This window comes from Oceanobacillus chungangensis, from assembly GCF_003369565.1.
GTDB lineage: Bacteria > Bacillota > Bacilli > Bacillales > Amphibacillaceae > Oceanobacillus > Oceanobacillus chungangensis.
Genome location: NZ_PIOD01000021.1, coordinates 68,471 through 86,271, shown reverse-complemented (window position 1 = coordinate 86,271; position 17,801 = coordinate 68,471). Strand labels below are relative to the sequence as shown.

At 35.6% G+C, this 17,801-nt stretch carries 20 protein-coding genes and 1 tRNA gene; 9 read left to right on the top strand and 12 right to left on the bottom strand.

Translation table 11 applies throughout. From position 1 onward, the window contains the following. Positions 1–495: 495 nt before the first annotated feature. From CWR45_RS15980 to CWR45_RS15970, 3 genes are all read right to left on the bottom strand, one after another. The gene (locus tag CWR45_RS15980) at positions 496–1,383 is read right to left on the bottom strand and encodes a ClpXP adapter SpxH family protein (RefSeq protein WP_115750861.1); all 888 of its coding nucleotides are present in this window, start codon (positions 1,381–1,383) and stop codon (positions 496–498) included. Positions 1,384–1,401: 18 nt separating this feature from the next. Then, entirely contained in the window at positions 1,402–1,788 is a 387-nt protein-coding gene (locus tag CWR45_RS15975) for a globin domain-containing protein (protein WP_115750860.1), read from the bottom strand. 86 nt (positions 1,789–1,874) lie between these two features. Next, a complete protein-coding gene (locus CWR45_RS15970) occupies positions 1,875–2,447 on the bottom strand; it encodes a CYTH domain-containing protein (protein WP_115750859.1) in 573 nt (190 codons plus the stop codon). Between the two features lie 142 nt (positions 2,448–2,589). Here CWR45_RS15970 and yjbM point away from each other — a divergent pair, with 142 nt between their 5' ends. Genes yjbM through CWR45_RS15955 form a run of 3 tightly spaced genes read left to right on the top strand, consistent with a single transcriptional unit; the run spans position 2,590 to position 4,952 of the window. Then, positions 2,590–3,198, top strand: coding sequence for a GTP diphosphokinase (gene yjbM / locus CWR45_RS15965; RefSeq protein ID WP_115750858.1), 609 nt, complete (start codon positions 2,590–2,592; stop codon positions 3,196–3,198). A gap of 29 nt (positions 3,199–3,227) precedes the next feature. Next, positions 3,228–4,037 (top strand): NAD kinase, encoded by an 810-nt coding sequence (locus CWR45_RS15960; RefSeq protein ID WP_115750857.1) that lies wholly within the window; start codon positions 3,228–3,230, stop codon positions 4,035–4,037. A 15-nt stretch (positions 4,038–4,052) separates the two neighbouring features. After that, entirely contained in the window at positions 4,053–4,952 is a 900-nt protein-coding gene (locus tag CWR45_RS15955) for an RluA family pseudouridine synthase (protein WP_115750856.1), read from the top strand. Here the strand turns inward: CWR45_RS15955 and prpE are convergent. After that, a complete protein-coding gene (gene prpE / locus CWR45_RS15950; RefSeq protein ID WP_115750855.1) occupies positions 4,945–5,685 on the bottom strand; it encodes a bis(5'-nucleosyl)-tetraphosphatase PrpE in 741 nt (246 codons plus the stop codon). The two genes, CWR45_RS15955 and prpE, sit on opposite strands and share 8 nt — an antisense overlap. Positions 5,686–5,996: 311 nt before the next feature. Here prpE and mgtE point away from each other — a divergent pair, with 311 nt between their 5' ends. Together mgtE and CWR45_RS15940 are read left to right on the top strand one after the other, a co-directional pair. Further along, positions 5,997–7,382: a magnesium transporter gene (gene mgtE, locus CWR45_RS15945; RefSeq protein ID WP_115750854.1), complete on the top strand. Its 1,386-nt coding sequence runs from the start codon at positions 5,997–5,999 to the stop codon at positions 7,380–7,382. 77 nt (positions 7,383–7,459) lie between these two features. Beyond that, positions 7,460–7,984, top strand: a complete 525-nt coding sequence (locus CWR45_RS15940; protein WP_115750853.1) for a CotO family spore coat protein — start codon at positions 7,460–7,462, stop codon at positions 7,982–7,984. 67 nt (positions 7,985–8,051) lie between these two features. Here the strand turns inward: CWR45_RS15940 and CWR45_RS15935 are convergent, their stop codons facing one another. After that, positions 8,052–8,519, bottom strand: coding sequence for a CotY/CotZ family spore coat protein (locus CWR45_RS15935; RefSeq protein ID WP_115750852.1), 468 nt, complete (start codon positions 8,517–8,519; stop codon positions 8,052–8,054). 196 nt (positions 8,520–8,715) lie between these two features. Here CWR45_RS15935 and CWR45_RS15930 point away from each other — a divergent pair, with 196 nt between their 5' ends. The 3 genes from CWR45_RS15930 to CWR45_RS15920 all read left to right on the top strand — a co-directional run bounded on the left by CWR45_RS15930 (position 8,716) and on the right by CWR45_RS15920 (position 9,755). After that, on the top strand, positions 8,716–8,919 hold the full coding sequence (locus CWR45_RS15930) for a hypothetical protein (protein ID WP_115750851.1): 204 nt from the start codon (positions 8,716–8,718) through the stop codon (positions 8,917–8,919). A 272-nt stretch (positions 8,920–9,191) separates the two neighbouring features. Then, a complete protein-coding gene (locus CWR45_RS15925) occupies positions 9,192–9,401 on the top strand; it encodes a hypothetical protein (protein WP_115750850.1) in 210 nt (69 codons plus the stop codon). Between the two features lie 114 nt (positions 9,402–9,515). Further along, positions 9,516–9,755 (top strand): hypothetical protein, encoded by a 240-nt coding sequence (locus tag CWR45_RS15920; protein ID WP_115750849.1) that lies wholly within the window; start codon positions 9,516–9,518, stop codon positions 9,753–9,755. A 29-nt stretch (positions 9,756–9,784) separates the two neighbouring features. Here the strand turns inward: CWR45_RS15920 and CWR45_RS15915 are convergent, their stop codons facing one another. From CWR45_RS15915 to CWR45_RS15890, 6 genes are all read right to left on the bottom strand, one after another. Beyond that, positions 9,785–10,492, bottom strand: a complete 708-nt coding sequence (locus CWR45_RS15915; protein WP_115750848.1) for a YetF domain-containing protein — start codon at positions 10,490–10,492, stop codon at positions 9,785–9,787. Between the two features lie 234 nt (positions 10,493–10,726). Continuing rightward, positions 10,727–11,149, bottom strand: a complete 423-nt coding sequence (locus tag CWR45_RS15910; RefSeq protein WP_115750847.1) for a GNAT family N-acetyltransferase — start codon at positions 11,147–11,149, stop codon at positions 10,727–10,729. After that, the gene (locus CWR45_RS15905) at positions 11,146–11,664 is read right to left on the bottom strand and encodes a YjcG family protein (RefSeq protein WP_115750846.1); all 519 of its coding nucleotides are present in this window, start codon (positions 11,662–11,664) and stop codon (positions 11,146–11,148) included. Before CWR45_RS15905 ends, CWR45_RS15910 begins: the two co-directional genes overlap by 4 nt. Positions 11,665–11,871: 207 nt before the next feature. Next, positions 11,872–12,597, bottom strand: a complete 726-nt coding sequence (locus tag CWR45_RS15900; protein ID WP_115750845.1) for an alpha/beta hydrolase — start codon at positions 12,595–12,597, stop codon at positions 11,872–11,874. 55 nt (positions 12,598–12,652) lie between these two features. Further along, positions 12,653–14,488: an ABC transporter ATP-binding protein gene (locus CWR45_RS15895; protein ID WP_115750844.1), complete on the bottom strand. Its 1,836-nt coding sequence runs from the start codon at positions 14,486–14,488 to the stop codon at positions 12,653–12,655. Continuing rightward, entirely contained in the window at positions 14,478–16,208 is a 1,731-nt protein-coding gene (locus tag CWR45_RS15890) for an ABC transporter ATP-binding protein (protein WP_115750843.1), read from the bottom strand. Before CWR45_RS15890 ends, CWR45_RS15895 begins: the two co-directional genes overlap by 11 nt. 223 nt (positions 16,209–16,431) lie before the next feature. Between CWR45_RS15890 and CWR45_RS15885 the strand changes: the two genes are divergently transcribed. Next, a tRNA-Val gene (locus CWR45_RS15885) sits at positions 16,432–16,504 on the top strand. A gap of 134 nt (positions 16,505–16,638) precedes the next feature. Here the strand turns inward: CWR45_RS15885 and CWR45_RS15880 are convergent. Continuing rightward, positions 16,639–17,799 (bottom strand): tyrosine-type recombinase/integrase, encoded by a 1,161-nt coding sequence (locus CWR45_RS15880; RefSeq protein ID WP_115750842.1) that lies wholly within the window; start codon positions 17,797–17,799, stop codon positions 16,639–16,641. Between the last annotated feature and the right edge of the window lie 2 nt (positions 17,800–17,801).

Sequence of the window (17,801 nt, the reverse complement as noted above, 5' to 3'; positions counted from 1 at the left end):
TATATTGCGTTTTGCAGTATCAATTGATACAATAATTTAGTAAGTTAATTACAAACAAAAACCCCTTTTGTTTGATCATGAAACTTTCTCCCATCCCCCCTTTGTATTTATACAAAGAACGGATAAAAGGATATACGCTGCCCCGTATATCCTTTTTTTATTGTTCTTTTATATTTATGTTGCTTGCTCACGGGCCAGTCTCTTCAGAAAAACACTAGGCGCACATTAGGGCGGTTGGTGAGCCTCCTTGAGCTAAGTCACTTCGGAGACTCACCGAAGCCTTTCTTCCCGCAGGACAAGGAGGGCTTCGGCATAGTTTCATCGCAATCAGACAAATGTTCTATTTTTTCAGGGAGTCTCCGTCTATTTCCTCCGCGTGGTTTGTGCGACTACTACTTTTTATGCACTTTCATATGATAAAAGTGGCATTTCGCTCTCAACCTTACTTTTGCAATTACATAAAAAAATAGCCTTAAAAACTTAAGGCTAATTGTTTTAACTAATAAATTTCCAAAAAGATCCATATTTTGCTGGGATTCTTTCTACTTTGCGGGAAAATTGTAGTTTTTTCATTTCTTTTTCGGTTTTCACTAAGGTCCAATTATAAACGACAGAAATCTCTTTACTTCCGACAACCTCATAATGCTTCATAAATTCTTCTAATGGTGGTTTTTCCGACGGAATCGGACTTCTCTGTAATATTTCTTGCAGAACTAGTTCATAAATTTCGTAAGGATAAAGACCAGATACTTTTATTCCTTGTTCATCCACTTCTTGATTGAATAAAACGATGGTCGGAATATAATCAACTTCCAATTCTTGAGTTAATTTAATGTCATCCTGCAATGCTTTCTTTGCTGAGGTAGAGTAAAGATCAGTTTCGAATTCATCAATATCCAGTTTTGCTTCTTTGGCAATCTGGATTAGAACATCTTTATCTGAAATATTTTGTTTCATTAAGAATAGGCTTTCTTGTAATTTTCTTAAGAATACTCTACCTGCTCTTTTTCCTTGCAGCTCTGCAGCCTTAATTGCTAAAGAGGCGATAGTAGGGAAATAGACGGGATTCTCAAGCCATAAATCCCCATCACAGCTCATACCTGTTCGCTTCGCAGTTCGTTCCCAAATTTCTTTTAGTTTCCGTGGTTGACCAAATGTATCCTTTGAATTTAGTAATCCTGTGACAACGGGTCGTACTGTAAAAAAGCGTCCGTATTCCATTGCAAGCTTTCGTAAATATGGTTCCAATGACCAGCATTCAGGGCATAGTGGGTCAATGAAAACATACAGTTCAATCGGTTTCTGTACTAGATTTAAATAGTGATAATTTGCCGATGTGCTTGTTTTATTTGAGCTGCTAAGCTCAGATTCATTCCAACTCACATCGAATTCTCCTTTCTATTATTCCTGTGTATTCATCATGTGATTAGCGGTAAGGGTTATTCTTTCATATATTACTGTACGATAGGGTTCTGCAATTTCGACTTCAATAAGTGCGTCTTCCAAGCATTCTAACCATGCGTCTCTTCTTGTTGGTGTTATTTCAAATGGAAGATGGCGTCTCCTTAACATCGGATGCCCACGTTCTTCCTCGTACAGCCTTGGACCACCAAAGAATTGTACGAAAAAAAGTAGTTGAATCCTTGCCGTCTCCGTTAAATCTTTAGGGAAGATAGGTGTTAAGTCCGGATGTTGTGCAACATGATTATAAAAAGCGATATTTAGTCGTTCCACTGTATCATACCCGCCGATTGCTTCATATATAGTTCCATATTTTGTTGTTGTCATAGTACAGTTCACCTCGCATTTGTTTATATTGTAGCAATGGAACTATAGATGAGCAACAAATCTGATTGGAATCTAGTGAATACTACCTATTTTGGTAAAGTCTTGAAAAAACGTTCAATCTTATTTGGCGTTTTTTTCTTTGTAATATTATGTTCATCTAAGATGTTATGAAATGTTTCTAATCCTATCTCCTTATTCTGCGCTTCTAGTTCAAATTCATAATCAGTTATTCCATTATATTCACTTTTGTCTAAGACAATTAATACATCTTGATAATGTGTCTCTCGCCTCTCTGTTGTTAAATTTCCGTAATAGGTCAAGGATTCAAACGCGACTCCTTTTTCAAATAATTGATTCGAGATATTCTTTTTTGAAGAGATATTACCGTGTATCCAATCAGCTGCTTCCTGTTTCGTTAATTCATCATGAGTTTCAAGCAGACCGAGTGGATGTGGTTCTTTTAATGTTAAACGATATTTTCCATTTTTCTCACGGATACGCAATGCACTTCCATTTTCTTTAAGCTGAAAATCTTTTGTTTCAAAATAATAATTGGTTTGTACTTCACTATATAAAGGGAAAGGTAAATTATCCAATAATCTTAGAAATTCATCTTTCGTTAGTAAATTTTTAAATTCAATTTCAATTTCCTGTGCCATTGTATGCTCGGCCTCCAGTGTAAAAATTAGGTACTATTGATTATGGCTAAAAATAATAAAATATGCAATGAATAACCATTATATAGCTAGTATGTTAAAATGATATAAGCTATAATTTGAATGGATACAGAGGTGTTAGCAGATGAATTGGGTAGAGTTTCTAGCCCCATATAAACAGGTTGTAGAAGAATTAAAAGTTAAGTTAAAGGGAATGCGTCCACAGTTCGAATTCGAGTCTAGTCACTCACCAATTGAATTTGTCACAGGCAGGGTAAAACCAATACCAAGCATCATTGAAAAAGTGAAGATGAGAGAGATTGCGAAAGAAAATGTAGAGCAGGAAATCCAGGATATTGCTGGCTTACGTGTTGTATGCCAATTTGTAGATGATATTTATACGGTAGTAGATATGCTGCGTAAAAGAAATGATTTTACAATCGTTGAAGAGCGAGATTACATAACAAAGAAGAAAAAAAGCGGATATCGCTCTTATCATATGATCATTGAATATCCAGTGGAAATGATCCATGGAAGAAAGATGGTATTAGCAGAAATTCAAATACGTACTTTGGCGATGAACTTTTGGGCAACAAACGAACATTCTTTAAATTATAAATATGATGGAAGAATCCCAGCAGAGATCAAAGAAAGATTGCAAAATGCTGCAGAGGCAGCTTTTCTATTAGATGAGGAAATGTCAAAAATTAAACATGAAATTCAAGAAGCACAATGGATTTTCCATAGGAAGTAAAAATATGTTAATCATTGGGGAGGATATACTTGAAATTTAAGATTGTTTCAAAAGGAGATAACCGATCAAATACTATTAAAGAGACGATGAAGCAATATTTAACGGATTTTAATTTAGTATATGACAAAGAAGAACCAGATCTTGTGATATCTGTTGGCGGTGACGGCACTTTTTTAGAAGCATTCCATCGGTATGTTCATCGTTTAGAATCAACTGCTTTTATTGGTGTACATACAGGACATTTAGGGTTTTATGCAGATTATTTGCCGAACGAAATAGAAAAATTAGTTATTGAAATTGCAAAAACGCCGTTTCAGATTGTAGAATATCCACTATTGGAAGTGACAATCCGTTCAAAGACCGGGCAGAAGGAAGATAGTTTTCTAGCAATAAATGAAGCAATGATTAAGACGATTGAAGGCTCAGTAGTTCTTGATGTAGAGATTAAAGGAGAGCATTTCGAAACATTTCGTGGTGATGGGATATGTGTGTCAACACCTACTGGAAGCACAGCATATAATAAGGCACTTGGAGGGGCAATATTACATCCATCCTTGGAAGTGATTCAGCTAACGGAAATGGCATCAATCAATAATCGTGTATTCCGTACGATAGGCTCACCACTTGTATTACCTAAGCATCATCCATGTATATTAAAACCTATGGTAGATAGCAGCTTCATCATTGCAATCGATCATTTTACCAAGCAGTTTACAAATGTACGTTCGATACATTGCCGTGTTGCAAAAGAGAAAGTACGTTTTGCAAGGTTCAGACAATTTCCATTTTGGAATAGAGTTAGGGATTCGTTCGTTGCGGAAGACAAGTATTTATTTTAGTGAGGTAGAATAAGGATGAACTGGGCAATCAAGAAAGAACATCATGGGATGATTATCCGTGATTTTTTGCAAAAAAATCACGGATTTTCAAGAAGAATGCTGACAACATTAAAGAAAGATAAGCGGATACTTGTCAATGGTGCGCCGCAAACGGTTCGTTTTTGCTTGTCAGAGGGAGATTATTTAGAGGTTATCTTTCCACGTGAAACCATAGGTGAAAATATGGTTCGTGAGAAAATGGAGCTAGCGATTGTGTATGAGGATGATGCAGTGATCGTATTAAATAAACCAGCTGGTATTGCGACGATACCGTCTCAAAATCATCCAACAGGTACGATAGCAAATGGAGTTTTAGCATATTATGAAGAAAATAATATTCCACATACGATTCACGTTGTTACAAGACTTGATAGAGATACATCGGGGTTATTATTGATTGCGAAGGATCGATACAGTCATTCCTTACTTGCAACTACGCAAAAACAAAGGGCAATCAAGCGGAAATATCAAGCAATTGTTAAAGGTCATCTTGAGCCGATGAGTGGGACAATTGATGCATCAATTGATCGAAAAGAAGGATCGATAATTGAACGTGCAGTAATTGAAACGGGGAAAAGAGCGATTACACACTATAAGGTAATCAAAGAATATGCAGATACAAGTTTAGTTGAAATCGAACTTGAGACAGGAAGAACGCATCAAATCCGAGTGCACTTTTCCCATATAAATCATTCCCTTTTAGGGGATGATTTATATGGAGGTAGTATTGAGAGGATAGAGCGTCAAGCACTACATTGTATAGAGATCAGTTTTGAACATCCATTTACTAAAGAAATAATCAGCCTCAAATCCTCTCTCTCAGAGGATATGTTAGATTTAATTAGGGAACTTGAGGATGAGGACCAAATTAATTAAAATAACTAAATTTCTCTTCTATTAATGGCTGTTTTGACGGTACAGATACAATGGTTTCTTCCGGCAAACGAAACGCAGTTAATGCATTACCGAAAACACAACCAGTATCAATATTCATCGTCTTGTTCACCATTCGTGGCTCTTTTACAGGGGTATGTCCGTAAATTATCCACTGATTTCCATGATAATGCTTTGCCCAGTCTCTACGAATCGGTTTTCCATTTGCATCGAACTGACCAGAAATATCACCATATAGGACGAAGGTTTGTACCTTCTTATCCGTTCGTCCAATTAAATCTTCTCTAATTCCTGCATGAGCGATAATCGCATTTAGTTCTGGGATTTGTAAATACAGGGGTGCCTGTTCATACAGTGTCATAAACATATCTTTTATTTCTTTTTGTTCCTTCTTCGATAAAGATTCATATTCGGCAACAGTTGTTTCTAAACCGTATCGAAGAATCACATTATTACCGAGGAAAAATCGATATAATTTATTGCAATGGTTTCCAGGTACATACTTTGCTTTTTTATGGATAACAACCATCTCGTATACGATCTTTATTACAGAAAGTGAGCCTGGTCCTCGATCCGTAATGTCACCAACGAATATCGGTATTCGACCATCTGGATGTATATAGCTCTGATGTATTTGCTTGTACCCTAGCTTATCGAATAGATTGTGAAGCTCCTCTATACAACCATGAACATCACCAATTACGTCAATTTTCAACTCAAATTCACCTCTTCCAAAAAATGTACTGAAAAAAGGAATTGCATTATAAATCGGAATGGATTAAGATATTGCACGTAGTTTAAATATAGTAGCGGAAGAAAAAATTCTTAACTATGTTATAATTGTACACCAAATATTCGATTATTACTCCATAAAAAGAGATAGAGTTTACATGTTTAAAAAAGGAGTGGACGGGAAGAATTAGTTGTCGTTTTATAAACGAGTAACTGATTAAACCAGTTATTTAATTCAATTTAATCCAGTAGTAGGTTAAGTTGCGCTTATGCCGTAGAAAAGGAAGTGTTTACATGGCGGAAATACAAAAGAACTACGAAGATCAATACGAAGAAAAATATCAGGAGCATTGGTTAAAGGTTCAGACAGCGTTAGCTAACGAAAAATTAGATGAATTTCGGGAAGAATTTCTAGCGATACATCCGTATGATCAAGCGATGTTTTTCATTGAACAATCAAGTGAGGATAGGTTGAGAATCTATTCTTATTTGTCTCCTGAAGAAATTGCTGAAATCATGATAAATATTGAATTAGAAGAGACAAAGCAATATTTCATAGAGATGGATCCGCGGTTCGCTGCGATGGTATTTTCTGATATGCCTGCAGATGACTCGGTAGATATTTTAAATGAGCTGAATAAAGAAGAGGTTGCGAGCTTCTTAACAATAATGGATAAAGAAGCGGCAAATGAAATCAAACAATTGCTTCACTACGAAGAGAAAACTGCCGGAAGTATTATGACAACGGAATTTGTTGCAGTTTTCAAAGCGCAAACTGCGGAACAAGCGATGCAACATTTGAAAAAAGAAGCAAAAGATGCAGAAACCATTTATTATTTATATGTGTTAAATGACGATAAGCGATTAGTTGGTGTGCTATCTTTACGTGATTTAATTATTGCCGATGAAAATACAAGTATAGAAGAAATTATGAGTGAGAAGATTGTTGCTGTATCTGTAGGCAAGGACCAAGAAGAAGTTGCACAAATGTTTAGAGATTATGATTTCCTTGCACTACCAGTTGTCGATTTTCAAGACCATCTACTAGGGATTATTACTGTAGATGATATTTTAGATGTTATGGAAGAAGAGGCGAGCGAGGATTACTCCAAGCTTGCAGGGGTGTCAGACACAGATCGACCGAATGATACAGCTTTTTCTTCAGCTAAAAAACGGTTACCATGGTTAGTTATTTTATTATTTCTAGGATTATTTACTGCAAGCTTAATTGGTCAGTTTGAAGCAACATTAGAACAAGTTGCCATTTTAGCTATCTTCATTCCATTAATTGGTGGAATGGCAGGGAATTCGGGCACACAAGCACTTGCTATTGCGATTCGTGGACTTGCAACTGGTGAATATGAGAAACTCGGAAAAATGAAATTAGTTGTCCGGGAGGCTACGACAGGGTTAATTACCGGTACTGTTTGTGGTTTTGTCATTATGCTTGTAATTAATTTTTGGAAAGGCGATATTTACTTAGGTCTCCTTGTAGGTGTTTCGATTATGGCATCTTTAGTTGTGGCGACATTGGCTGGATCGCTCGTCCCAATCATCATGGATCGATTAAAAATTGACCCAGCAGTTGCTTCAGGTCCATTTATCACAACGATTAACGATATTATTTCCATATTAATCTATTTTGGTTTGGCAACTACATTTATGGCTTATTTGAGTTAGAGCTAGCCTCTTTCTGCTCACAATTCATAACTGGGTTCATATACTAGTTTAGTGGGAAAGAAAGGGGGAAATGATTGATGAGTGTTAAGAAATTTGCTAATGAGCCAATGCTATACATTCAGCAGCCAAATATAACTAGACCAGAAGCACCAATGCAGCATCAATACACAACACCAAATAAGCGGAGGGAAACAGTAAATTCTGAATCGAACACGTCTGACCGAAAGAAATCAACCGCTTCACCGCGAAAAAAAATGAAACATAATTCATTTCAGCAGGAATTAATGGGGAAAGCAACGGAAGAGCTGGAAGAATTAGAATTAATTCACAGGGATTCAGGTCAAGAGGAAAAGGATGAAGTAACACCAAATCGAAAAAAGCAATTTAAAGAAATGACACTTAAAGAAAAGGTGTTGTATTTAGCTGATTCGCCAACATATGCTCCTAAAGTAAAATGTGAAATTAAAACAGAAGATAAATCTTATCGAGGATTAGTTACTAATTTTGAAGAGGACACAGTCTTTTTGCAGGTTGGTAGAAAAACAGCTTCAACATCCATTCCATTCAAAAGCATTATTGAAATTCGCTTAATTGGATTTTAATTAGAACAAACAAAAACCACCATTGAATCTGGAATAACCAAATTCAATGGTGGTTTTTGTTGTATTTTTAGCGGAAAGCATTAATTGCGGGTAAGCATGTTACATGACAGAAGCAATCTAAATTAACCGTGATGCAAATGCCAGTTGCTTCTAAATGTTTCGTGTTTTGATCGGTTGGATCTTTAAGATGGTCGTGACCGCAAGTTTCTCCATCTGATAGCAATAATTCAATAACAGCACAATTGTCATCAAATACTTTTTTCACTCTGAAAATAAAGCTAGCTACAATCTCTCCGATTTTGTGATGTTCTTTAGGAGCGCCAAATCCTTTAAATGGTGAACCATCTTTATTATATAAGATAACTGGAACAGTATCTAATCCATTTGCGTGCTCCGTCTCACCTAATAAATCATTTATTGATTGTTCGCAACCAGTATCACAGCAATTTTCTACGATATCATTTTGAGCTTCGACTATCTCTTTAAGAATATCGGCTACACAGTTACCTGTGTCGAAATCTTTTCCACAACCCATGGAACATTACTCCTTTCAAAAATGTATTGACTTTCTTTAATACAATATGTGGGAGGACATGGATGGTGTGGGCATTTACATATATTTCTGAAGAAAATACCCATAACGGAAAGATTTTCGTTACAGGGCGGATGACCATATCTAATCTATGCGAATATCATAAACTAATATCGACTAATGAAAGGAGTGTGGGAATATGTCTGAAAAAAAACAAGTAATTCATGTAAAGGATCTAGTGATTAAGGCTGATAATGTCATTATTGAGAATTCGCATCGCCGGGACCCATTATTTGGGGATAGAAGAGAACGCAGGGAAGTAGAAGAAGTATCAGAACACCATGAATATCAGGAATCTGATAAAAAAGAAGAAAGAAATGAAAGAAGACCGTTTTGGTTTTAGCTAGAAATAATAAAGTAAAGCAATAGTAGCAGATAAAAAACTAAACCATTTCTTATATAGAAAAAGGAAAAATTTATGGGTTTTCTCTTCATCGATTAAAATACTATAAAAATAATCAAAAGCAGCTGAACTTTGCTGCTTTCTATTTTTAAATCGTTTTTTATGAAAGAATATTGCTTTTAGTTAAGATAAATTACAGTGATATTTAGGATGACACTGGGGAAAGCATTGTACGGCGGGAAAATCAATATTGATCTTAAAGGGGGGAGGATATGGTGGAGCCTAAAATTCCTTGGCTAAAACACTTTGCAGACATTGAAAAGCATTTGGACAAAAACGAGAAATGGTTTCAACATCCGGAAAAGAAGATGCATACCTTTGAAAACAATGCAGCTAAATGGGAGAAAGATTTCATCGAGGGAATAAAGTCAATTGAAGGAATCATGAGTGAATTGGAAAAAAGTATGGAAAACAAAGGTTAATTTTTGGTGAATTAGGGTAGAAGTAAAATAATAAATTGTTTAACAGCAATAAAATAGCGACTTCATCCGAAATGTATATTAATAGATAAATTTTCAATGGAAGGATAGGGTAATATGGGATATATTCTACCTATAGAAACATACCAATATAATGCTTATCAAAACCGGATTTCAAAAGATGAGAGAAAGGTTAGTTCAGTCGACATGCCCTTTAAAGTAGTATTAGAAAAGAAACATCAAGAGATTGCCAATCAATTTGAGCGAACATCTAAAAATACGTATCAGACTCCCGAGAAAAACATATCAGTCGAAAAAATTACCGGAAAGGGCAGGTACTTTAATAAATTGGTTTAAAGTTAAGAACTAGATAAGGTTAAAAGTGTTTAGCTTTCCCACTTTGTGTGATTCCGATTATAAACTGGCTGAATAAATAGTTTCTCTCCTTTAATATATTCAGCATAGAATATATCTTCAATACGTTCAAAATGCTGCGCATGTAATTCTTGTAGGAGCCATTCCTCAGAGAGATTTTGTTCCATGAGATTATCATGAATAATTTCTCCATCATTAATTAAAGTTGTTGATAAGGCGACATCCTGCGGGGCTAGATTTAAATCCTTTCGATTTGGCGACTGATAGGATGATTTTTTTAAAACTGATAATGTCCCGTTCGTTTCTAATATTGCGAATTCAACTTCCTGTATGGAAAATACCTCTTTTGCCCGAAGAAGATGCTGAAGCTGATTAATATCAAGTTTATTTTTTTCCATTACATCACGAATTAGTTTTCCATTATAAATTATAATTGACGGGCTGCCTTCAATGAATGAACGGGCAGATTTATATTTCTGTGAAACAATTTCTGTAATATACATCAATCCACCCCAGAGGAATACGACAAATCCAATTTGAAGAATTCCTACTTCTGGATCAAATAATCCATTTCCTACAAGCTCCCCCAACAACAAAGAAGAAATAAAATCAAAGGCTGTAATCTGTGAAATTTGCGTTTTTCCAAGTACTTTTGTTAAAGTAAACAATGCAATAAAACCGAAGACTGTATCTGTAAACATTTGAAAATAGTCCAACATAGAAAATTAAACTCCTTATGTAAATATTCTCGATTATTTTAACCAGATTATATTGAAATGATTCATATGGCAAATAATGAAATTAACGAATGATCTTAGAAAAAAAGTTCGTATCATCTTCGATATTGCAGTGAACTTTGCAAATGGTAATAGATATTCCTGAAAGTGACTGCACTGTTATTAATATCGCCATCAAAAAAAGGCACCCCATTTAAAGTGTGGAATGCCTTCTATCTATAATTGTTTAATCATCGTCACATGAGGAATACCTGCATCTAAGAATTCACCGGATACAGTAACATATCCTAGTTTTTGATAAAAGCCTTCAGCATGTGTTTGTGCGTTTAATTTAGCTTGCTCGTATCCTTTATCGATAATAGCAGACTCCATTTCTTTAATTAATTCTTTACCATAGGACTTGCCACGGTAATCTTTTTTGATACAAATCCGCTCCAGTTTACCGTACTTATCAACGAAACGAAGACGACTGGCTGCAATTGGCGTTGCACTTTCATAACCAATAAAGTGGGTTGCAGCTTCTTCATGTTCATCTATTTCTATTTCTTCCGGCACTTTTTGTTCATCTACAAAGACTTCCATTCGTACTTTGTATGCTTGCTGTAATTCGTTATCTGATTCTACTATTTTAACGATCATACTAATTCCCTTCCAAAAACAAACGTTTCGTACACTGTCCAAGATCCATTATCTAATTGATAAAGTAATTGAAAACGATCAATTACATCTTCAAACTTGAACTCATTCATATTCAGCCGGCCAAAGACATCGGAATATTCATCATTCGTAAGCTTTTGAGCTATTGTAATTTGCGGTACAAATGCATGCTCTCTTTCAATATTGAATTTACTTTGATGGATTTTACTTTCTAGTTCTAATAGTTCTTTATTTGGTTCTACTTTAAAATAAATGGTATTTGAGACCGGTGCAAATGTACTGACTTTATTAATGTTGATGCTGAACGGTTTAGTTCCGTTAGCGATAATCTTTAACTCGTGAATCAATACATCAACTGATTTCTCATCCAGTTCAAATGATTGCCCTAATGTCAGATGTGGCGGAATTAATGAATAATGTGGATCATACCTTTTTCGATAAGAGTTTGCCTCGTCTTGGATTGGTTTTGATGGAAAAATTGTAATACCATATTTCATAATAAAGCCTCCTCAATCAAGATATAGTGGTAATCTTTATTTTCGGAACATTTAAAGAACCCTATTTATTATTTTATTATAGCAGAGTTCAGATTATTTTAGTAGGTAAGAAAGCATAACAGCTTTCTTAACGAATAAGTAATACTAAGGCTATCAGGCAGAGGCTTGGTTAATTAAATTGTAGTTTTCTAATCTTCAATTAAAGCATTAATTAAACATTGTTTTTAATAGCCGCTCCATATCCCTTTGCCAGTATTTCCAAGTATGGTCACCATCTGCTAACTCATAATAAATATAATTGGTACCCTTCTCTTGTAATAGCTTGAATAGCTCTCGATTTGGTGTTAGCAGGTCTTCTTTTTTTTCATCAGATAGTAATGCCTCTATTTCGGCAGTTCCAATAGTATGATAAATATCAAGTGTTTCAAGATTTGGTGTTGCTTTTACCTTCCGAAGTAAGGCATCATCAACATAAGGGGACTGCATGATTACTTTTCCAAAAGTATTTGGATAACGGATTGCTGTTGAAAGGGCGAATGACCCTGCGAGCGAATCACCAATTAATGCACGAGATCTGCCCATTTGCAAATTAGGAATAATTTCATCCAGCATCGGAATTACTTCGCGAACAATAAAATTCGTATAAGCATCATGTTCAGCGCCTTCAAGATGATATCTCTTACGACGATCCGCTTTATTTTTATAATGTATGCCGGCAAACACGGTGTTCTCAATCTCACCATCTGTATGCAAACGATCACTTAGCGTAGCTATTCTGCCCATTTGGAAATAATCATCCCCATCTTGCATAATACATATGTTGTATTTATTAAGAGGAGAAAATGATTCAGGCAAATATATTTTAACAGCCTTTGTCTCATTTAAATAATTGCTTTGGATTTCTTTCACAATAAAGGATCCTTTTCTACCCATTCTATTCACCTCGGGGGAAGCTTACTTTAGCAATAGTTTATCACGAATGATTCAATTACTCTAATGATTTATTCGCTTCCTCTACTAGCTGTCCTTTGTACAATTGATAATAATGGCCCTCTTGCTTTATAAGGGCTTCGTGGTTTCCTTTTTCTACTATTTCACCATGCTCCAGCATAATAATCTGATCGGCATCTTGAATCGTATTCAATCGATGGGCAATCACGAAGCTCGTTCTTCCGGACATTAGGCGATGTAAGGCATCTTGAATTTTTATTTCTGTGATAGTATCGATATTACTTGTCGCTTCGTCAAAAATTAGAATCGATGGTTCTGCTATAAGTGCGCGAGCAATCGTAAGCAGTTGTTTCTGCCCTTGACTAATCCCACTTCCTTCATGATCGAGAATCGTATCATAACCGTTTGGCAGCTGGTTAATGAATTCATGTGCATTTGCATCCTTTGCAGCTTTTTCTACTTCGAAGTCTGTTGCCTCTAGCTGACCATAGCGGATATTATCTCGAATCGTTCCTTGGAATAGGAAGGGTTCCTGTAAGACGAATGCCATATGCTTACGTAAGCTAGAACGTTTTATTTTATTTAATTCATTTCCATCAACCTTTATGCTGCCGCCATCATAATTGTAAAATCGTGAGATGAGATTGATTATCGTTGTTTTTCCTGCACCAGTATGGCCAACGAAAGCAATCGTTTCCCCTGGTTTAGCTTCGAAGCTTATATTTTTCAGTATTAGTGTAGATTCATAGGCGAAAGATACGTTGTCAAAAATAATATGCCCAGAAGTCGATTTAATCTCTAATGCGTCTTCTTCATCGTCCTCCTCGGGTGTTTCATCCATGACATTAAATACTCGCTCTGCACCTGCCACAGCTGAAAGCAGTAAATTAAATTGATTGGAAAGTTCGTTTAATGGTCTAGTAAATTGCCGTGAATATTCTATGAAAATAACAATCATTCCGACTGTTACAAGCGAGGTATTGATCGACAAAATCCCACCGACTAGAGCGATTAATCCAAAGCTTAAAAAGTTTAAGGTATTCATAACCTTAGGGATAAAACCAGCAATATTTTGCGCCCAAAAACCTGTCAGCTTCAACTGATTATTCTTCTGCTCGAAATGATGGATTACTCTTTTCTCCTGGGAATAGGTCTGTACAACATGCTGTCCAGATAAAACCTCCTCGATGTAACCATTGATATCACCCAAATCTTTTTGCTGCATTTTGTAAAGAGGTCCTGTTCGCTTTGTTATCCATCTAGTAGCAAAATACATAAGCGGAATAATAATCATCGTAACAAACGTCAAAATAGGGCTGAGCATTAGCATTACAACTAGTGTACCTACTAATGTTAAGACACTAGAAAAAATTTGAATAACGGATGAATTAAGTACGTTATTTACGTTGTCAATATCATTTGTTAAGCGACTCATTAAATTTCCATGCTGCCGTTTATCGAAATAAGAGATTGGAAGTCGATGAAATTGCCTGAATAAATCCTTTCGTAAATCAAAAACGGTATTCTGGGCAATCCCAATCATCCAAAAGCTTTGTAAAAATAAGGATAATGAATGAAAGAGATAAACGATTAGCAAGCTAATAAGTAACAAACCAAAACCAGAAATCTCGCGAGTTACAATGAACTTATCTATAGTGGTACCAACTAGATAGGGACCTAATAAACTAAGTCCAGAACTTATGGTAACCATAAGAATGACGAGAGATAGTTTTACTTTTTCTCGAACTAGATATGACCAAATTCTCAGTAGCGTTCCAGTCATATTCTTTGCTTTTTTCTTATCTTTTGAAGCATCTTGATTGACCGGAATCTTTTTATATTGAAAAGGTGCCTTTAATTCGTTATTCGACATGTGCATACTCCTTTCCATATTGAGATTCAACAATTTGCTGAAAAAGTAATGAGGTAGCTAATAATTCTTCATAAGTGCCGATTGCAATAATTTCTCCACCATCCAGTAATAGAATACGATCAGCACTATAAGCGCTAGAAATCTTCTGTGTAATAATTAATGTTGTGCAATCGTAAGTTTGGATTGCTTCAAGCAGCCTGGCCTCTGTTGCTAAATCGAGTGCACTTGTACTGTCATCAAGCATTAATATTTTAGGTTTACGTACGAACGCACGGGCAATCGATATCCTTTGTTTTTGCCCACCAGATAGATTAACCCCTTTCTGACCGACTTTCGTATCGTACTGATTTTGAAGCCCCATAATCGTTTCATGGATTTGCGCATCCTTTGCAGCCTGGATGATTTCACCCATTGTCGCATTAGTCTTACCCCAAGCGATATTATCTTTAATTGAGCCGGTAAATAATAATGGACTTTGCGGTACATAACCGATACTCCCGCGGAGGTGATCCAATGGATAAGAGGCAATTGGTTGATCATCTACAAGTATGTTGCCTTCTGTTGGGTCATAAAGTCTTGGGATAAGCTGGAAGAGGGAAGTCTTACCAGAACCAGTTGCCCCGATTATCGCTAATCTTTCACCAGGGTCTAATGTGAACGAAATTTTATCTAGTACGGATTTACCTGCATCAGGATAGGAAAAAGAAACCTTACTATATTCAAGTTTTCCTTTCGTAATAGACAAATTCGGATTTGGTTGAGGTTGATTACTTAAATCTACCTCAACTTGAAAAACCTCATCAATTCGTTCGGCAGATGCTTTAGTTCGAGAAATAATCATAATGATAAAGGAAAACATGGATATTGCCATTGCTACTCGTAATGCATAATTTACAATTGTAACAACCTGGCCAACATCAGTGTTTCCTGTACCAATCTGTGTATTGCCAAACCATAATATAATAATCAAGCTTATATTCATAACAAATAGTAACACTGGCATAGACGCTTCTATCATTCGGAATGTTGATTTTGTTGAATTTGCTAAGCTTTCATTTACTTCATCAAAACGTGATTCCTCGTAATCACGTCTCATAAATGCTTTGATTAATCGCATACCAACTAGATTTTCTTGCATAACACGATTAACATTATCTACATTGTGTTGCACTTTCATAAACATTTTACTTGCATATTTCATAATCCATAATAGGAAAAGGATTAGAAGGGGTACGGTTACAAGAAAAATAAGAGCGAGTCTAGCGTTTACAATAAATGCCATTATTACGCCACCGATAACAGTTAATGGGGCCTTAGCCATGATTCTTAGAGACATGAATACCGTATTCTGAATTTGGCGCACATCGCTAGTAAAACGTGTTACAAGTGCTGATGTAGGGTATTGATTCATATTCTGATAAGAAAAGGACTGAATTTTTTCAAATAATTTCTGTCTTAAATCATACCCAAATGCAAAACTAACATGGGAAGAGTAGAATGAATTTGTTATTCCTATACCGAGTGAGAGGAGTGCCATACTAAGCATGATACTACCCCACATTGTAATATTATTAATATCTTGATTAAGTACTCCATCATTGATCATTTTTCCGAGGAAAAATGGGAGAAGCAGTTCAATGGCTAATTCAATAAGCATTAAGGAAAAAGCGAAAACCGCGGGGAATTTATAGGCTTTTAAAAATGACAGGACATTTCTCACATTGACCCTCCATCATAAAAATGCAATTTTGTTATTATTATAATGGTAAGGTGGGATTTTCGCTAGTTTAGTATTTCGAGGGGCGAAGTAAATAAGGGGAGGGAAGTGTCAATGTATATTATTTCTGAATGAGAGGGAGTTTTAAAAATTTAACGAACAGATATTTTGTTGTTGACATAATTGGCTAAAGCGATTATAGTAATAGTTACCAATTATTACATACGATTCCGTAGCTCAGCTGGGAGAGCGCTACCTTGACAGGGTAGAGGTCGTTGGTTCGAGCCCAATCGGAATCATCCAGAGAAACGCTTATCCTTAAAAGGATTGAGCGTTTTTTGTTTTCTATAATTATTATTATGAGGCTTGTTTTGTTGTCCGATTGTTGACCAATCAGAAAAGGCAAAGAAAAAACACCATAAAATTATGATGTTTAAATGTAATCTTCATTTAGTAAGTCAGCTATTTTTTGATCAGCTTCTTCCAAGTAATGTCCGTATATATTCATAGTCGTTGTTATATTAGCATGACCGAGTCTTTTCGATATTGAATGAATGTTAGCACCTTTGTTTATTAAGTCGGTAGCTGCCGTGTGCCGTAGGTCGTGGAAGCGAATCTTTTTCAATGGAGGCTTATCATTCTTTTTCAATTCCTTATTAACACGTTCATGGAATCTAGTCCACCACCTATTAGGTACGTCTAAATTGTATGGCTTACCCATCTCTGAAGAAAAAACAAAGTAATATTTTCCACCTTCCCACAATTCCGCTGCTTCCATTCTATCTGTTTTCTTTTTAAAAATATGCTTCTTTAATTCATCCATTAACTTTTTGGGTGGAGCAACTTTCCGGAAGGATCCTTTAGTTTTTGGTTCTTTAAGAAAATATCCATTATCTTTGGTGTAGCTTAATGAATGGCGTATATGAACAGTATTAGTATTAAAGTCAACGTCATCCCATTGTAAAGCCAACAATTCACCTTTACGCATACCAGTTTTTAGAGCCATCTTAATTAAGAGTACCATTTGTTTATTTTCTTCTTTGTTAAGAAGCTGATATAACTCATTTAATTCGGAAGAGTTATAAACATCACCTTCTTTGTAAGTAACAGAAGGCTTTTCGGATTTTTCCATTGGATTATGATTAATAATCTCATTTTTTTTAGCGAGTTTAAAAATACTGCTTAAGATATTATATTGCTTTTTAATGGTGGATGATGACAAAACACCTTCCAGGCTTTCAAGGAAACCGTTAATATGAACATGCGTTATTTCCTCCATCTTATAATGACCAAGAGCAGGGAGTATACGACCATCTAATGAATAGGTATATGTTTCTAATGTATTAGGTGATAGTTTCTTAATGGCGTGTTTTCTCCACACTTTTACATAATCACTAAAACGAGTATGAGAAGGAGCAACATATTGACCGGTCTCAATTTCAGTAACAAAAGCAGCAAGTTTCTTTTTTGCTTCAGTTGGATTCTTAGCTTTTACTGTCCTAGTCTTGCGGATCCGTTTTCCTTTTGCATCATAACCTATATGATATGACAATAAAAAAGATCCATTTCCTCTATCCTGTATTGATCCAGCCATAG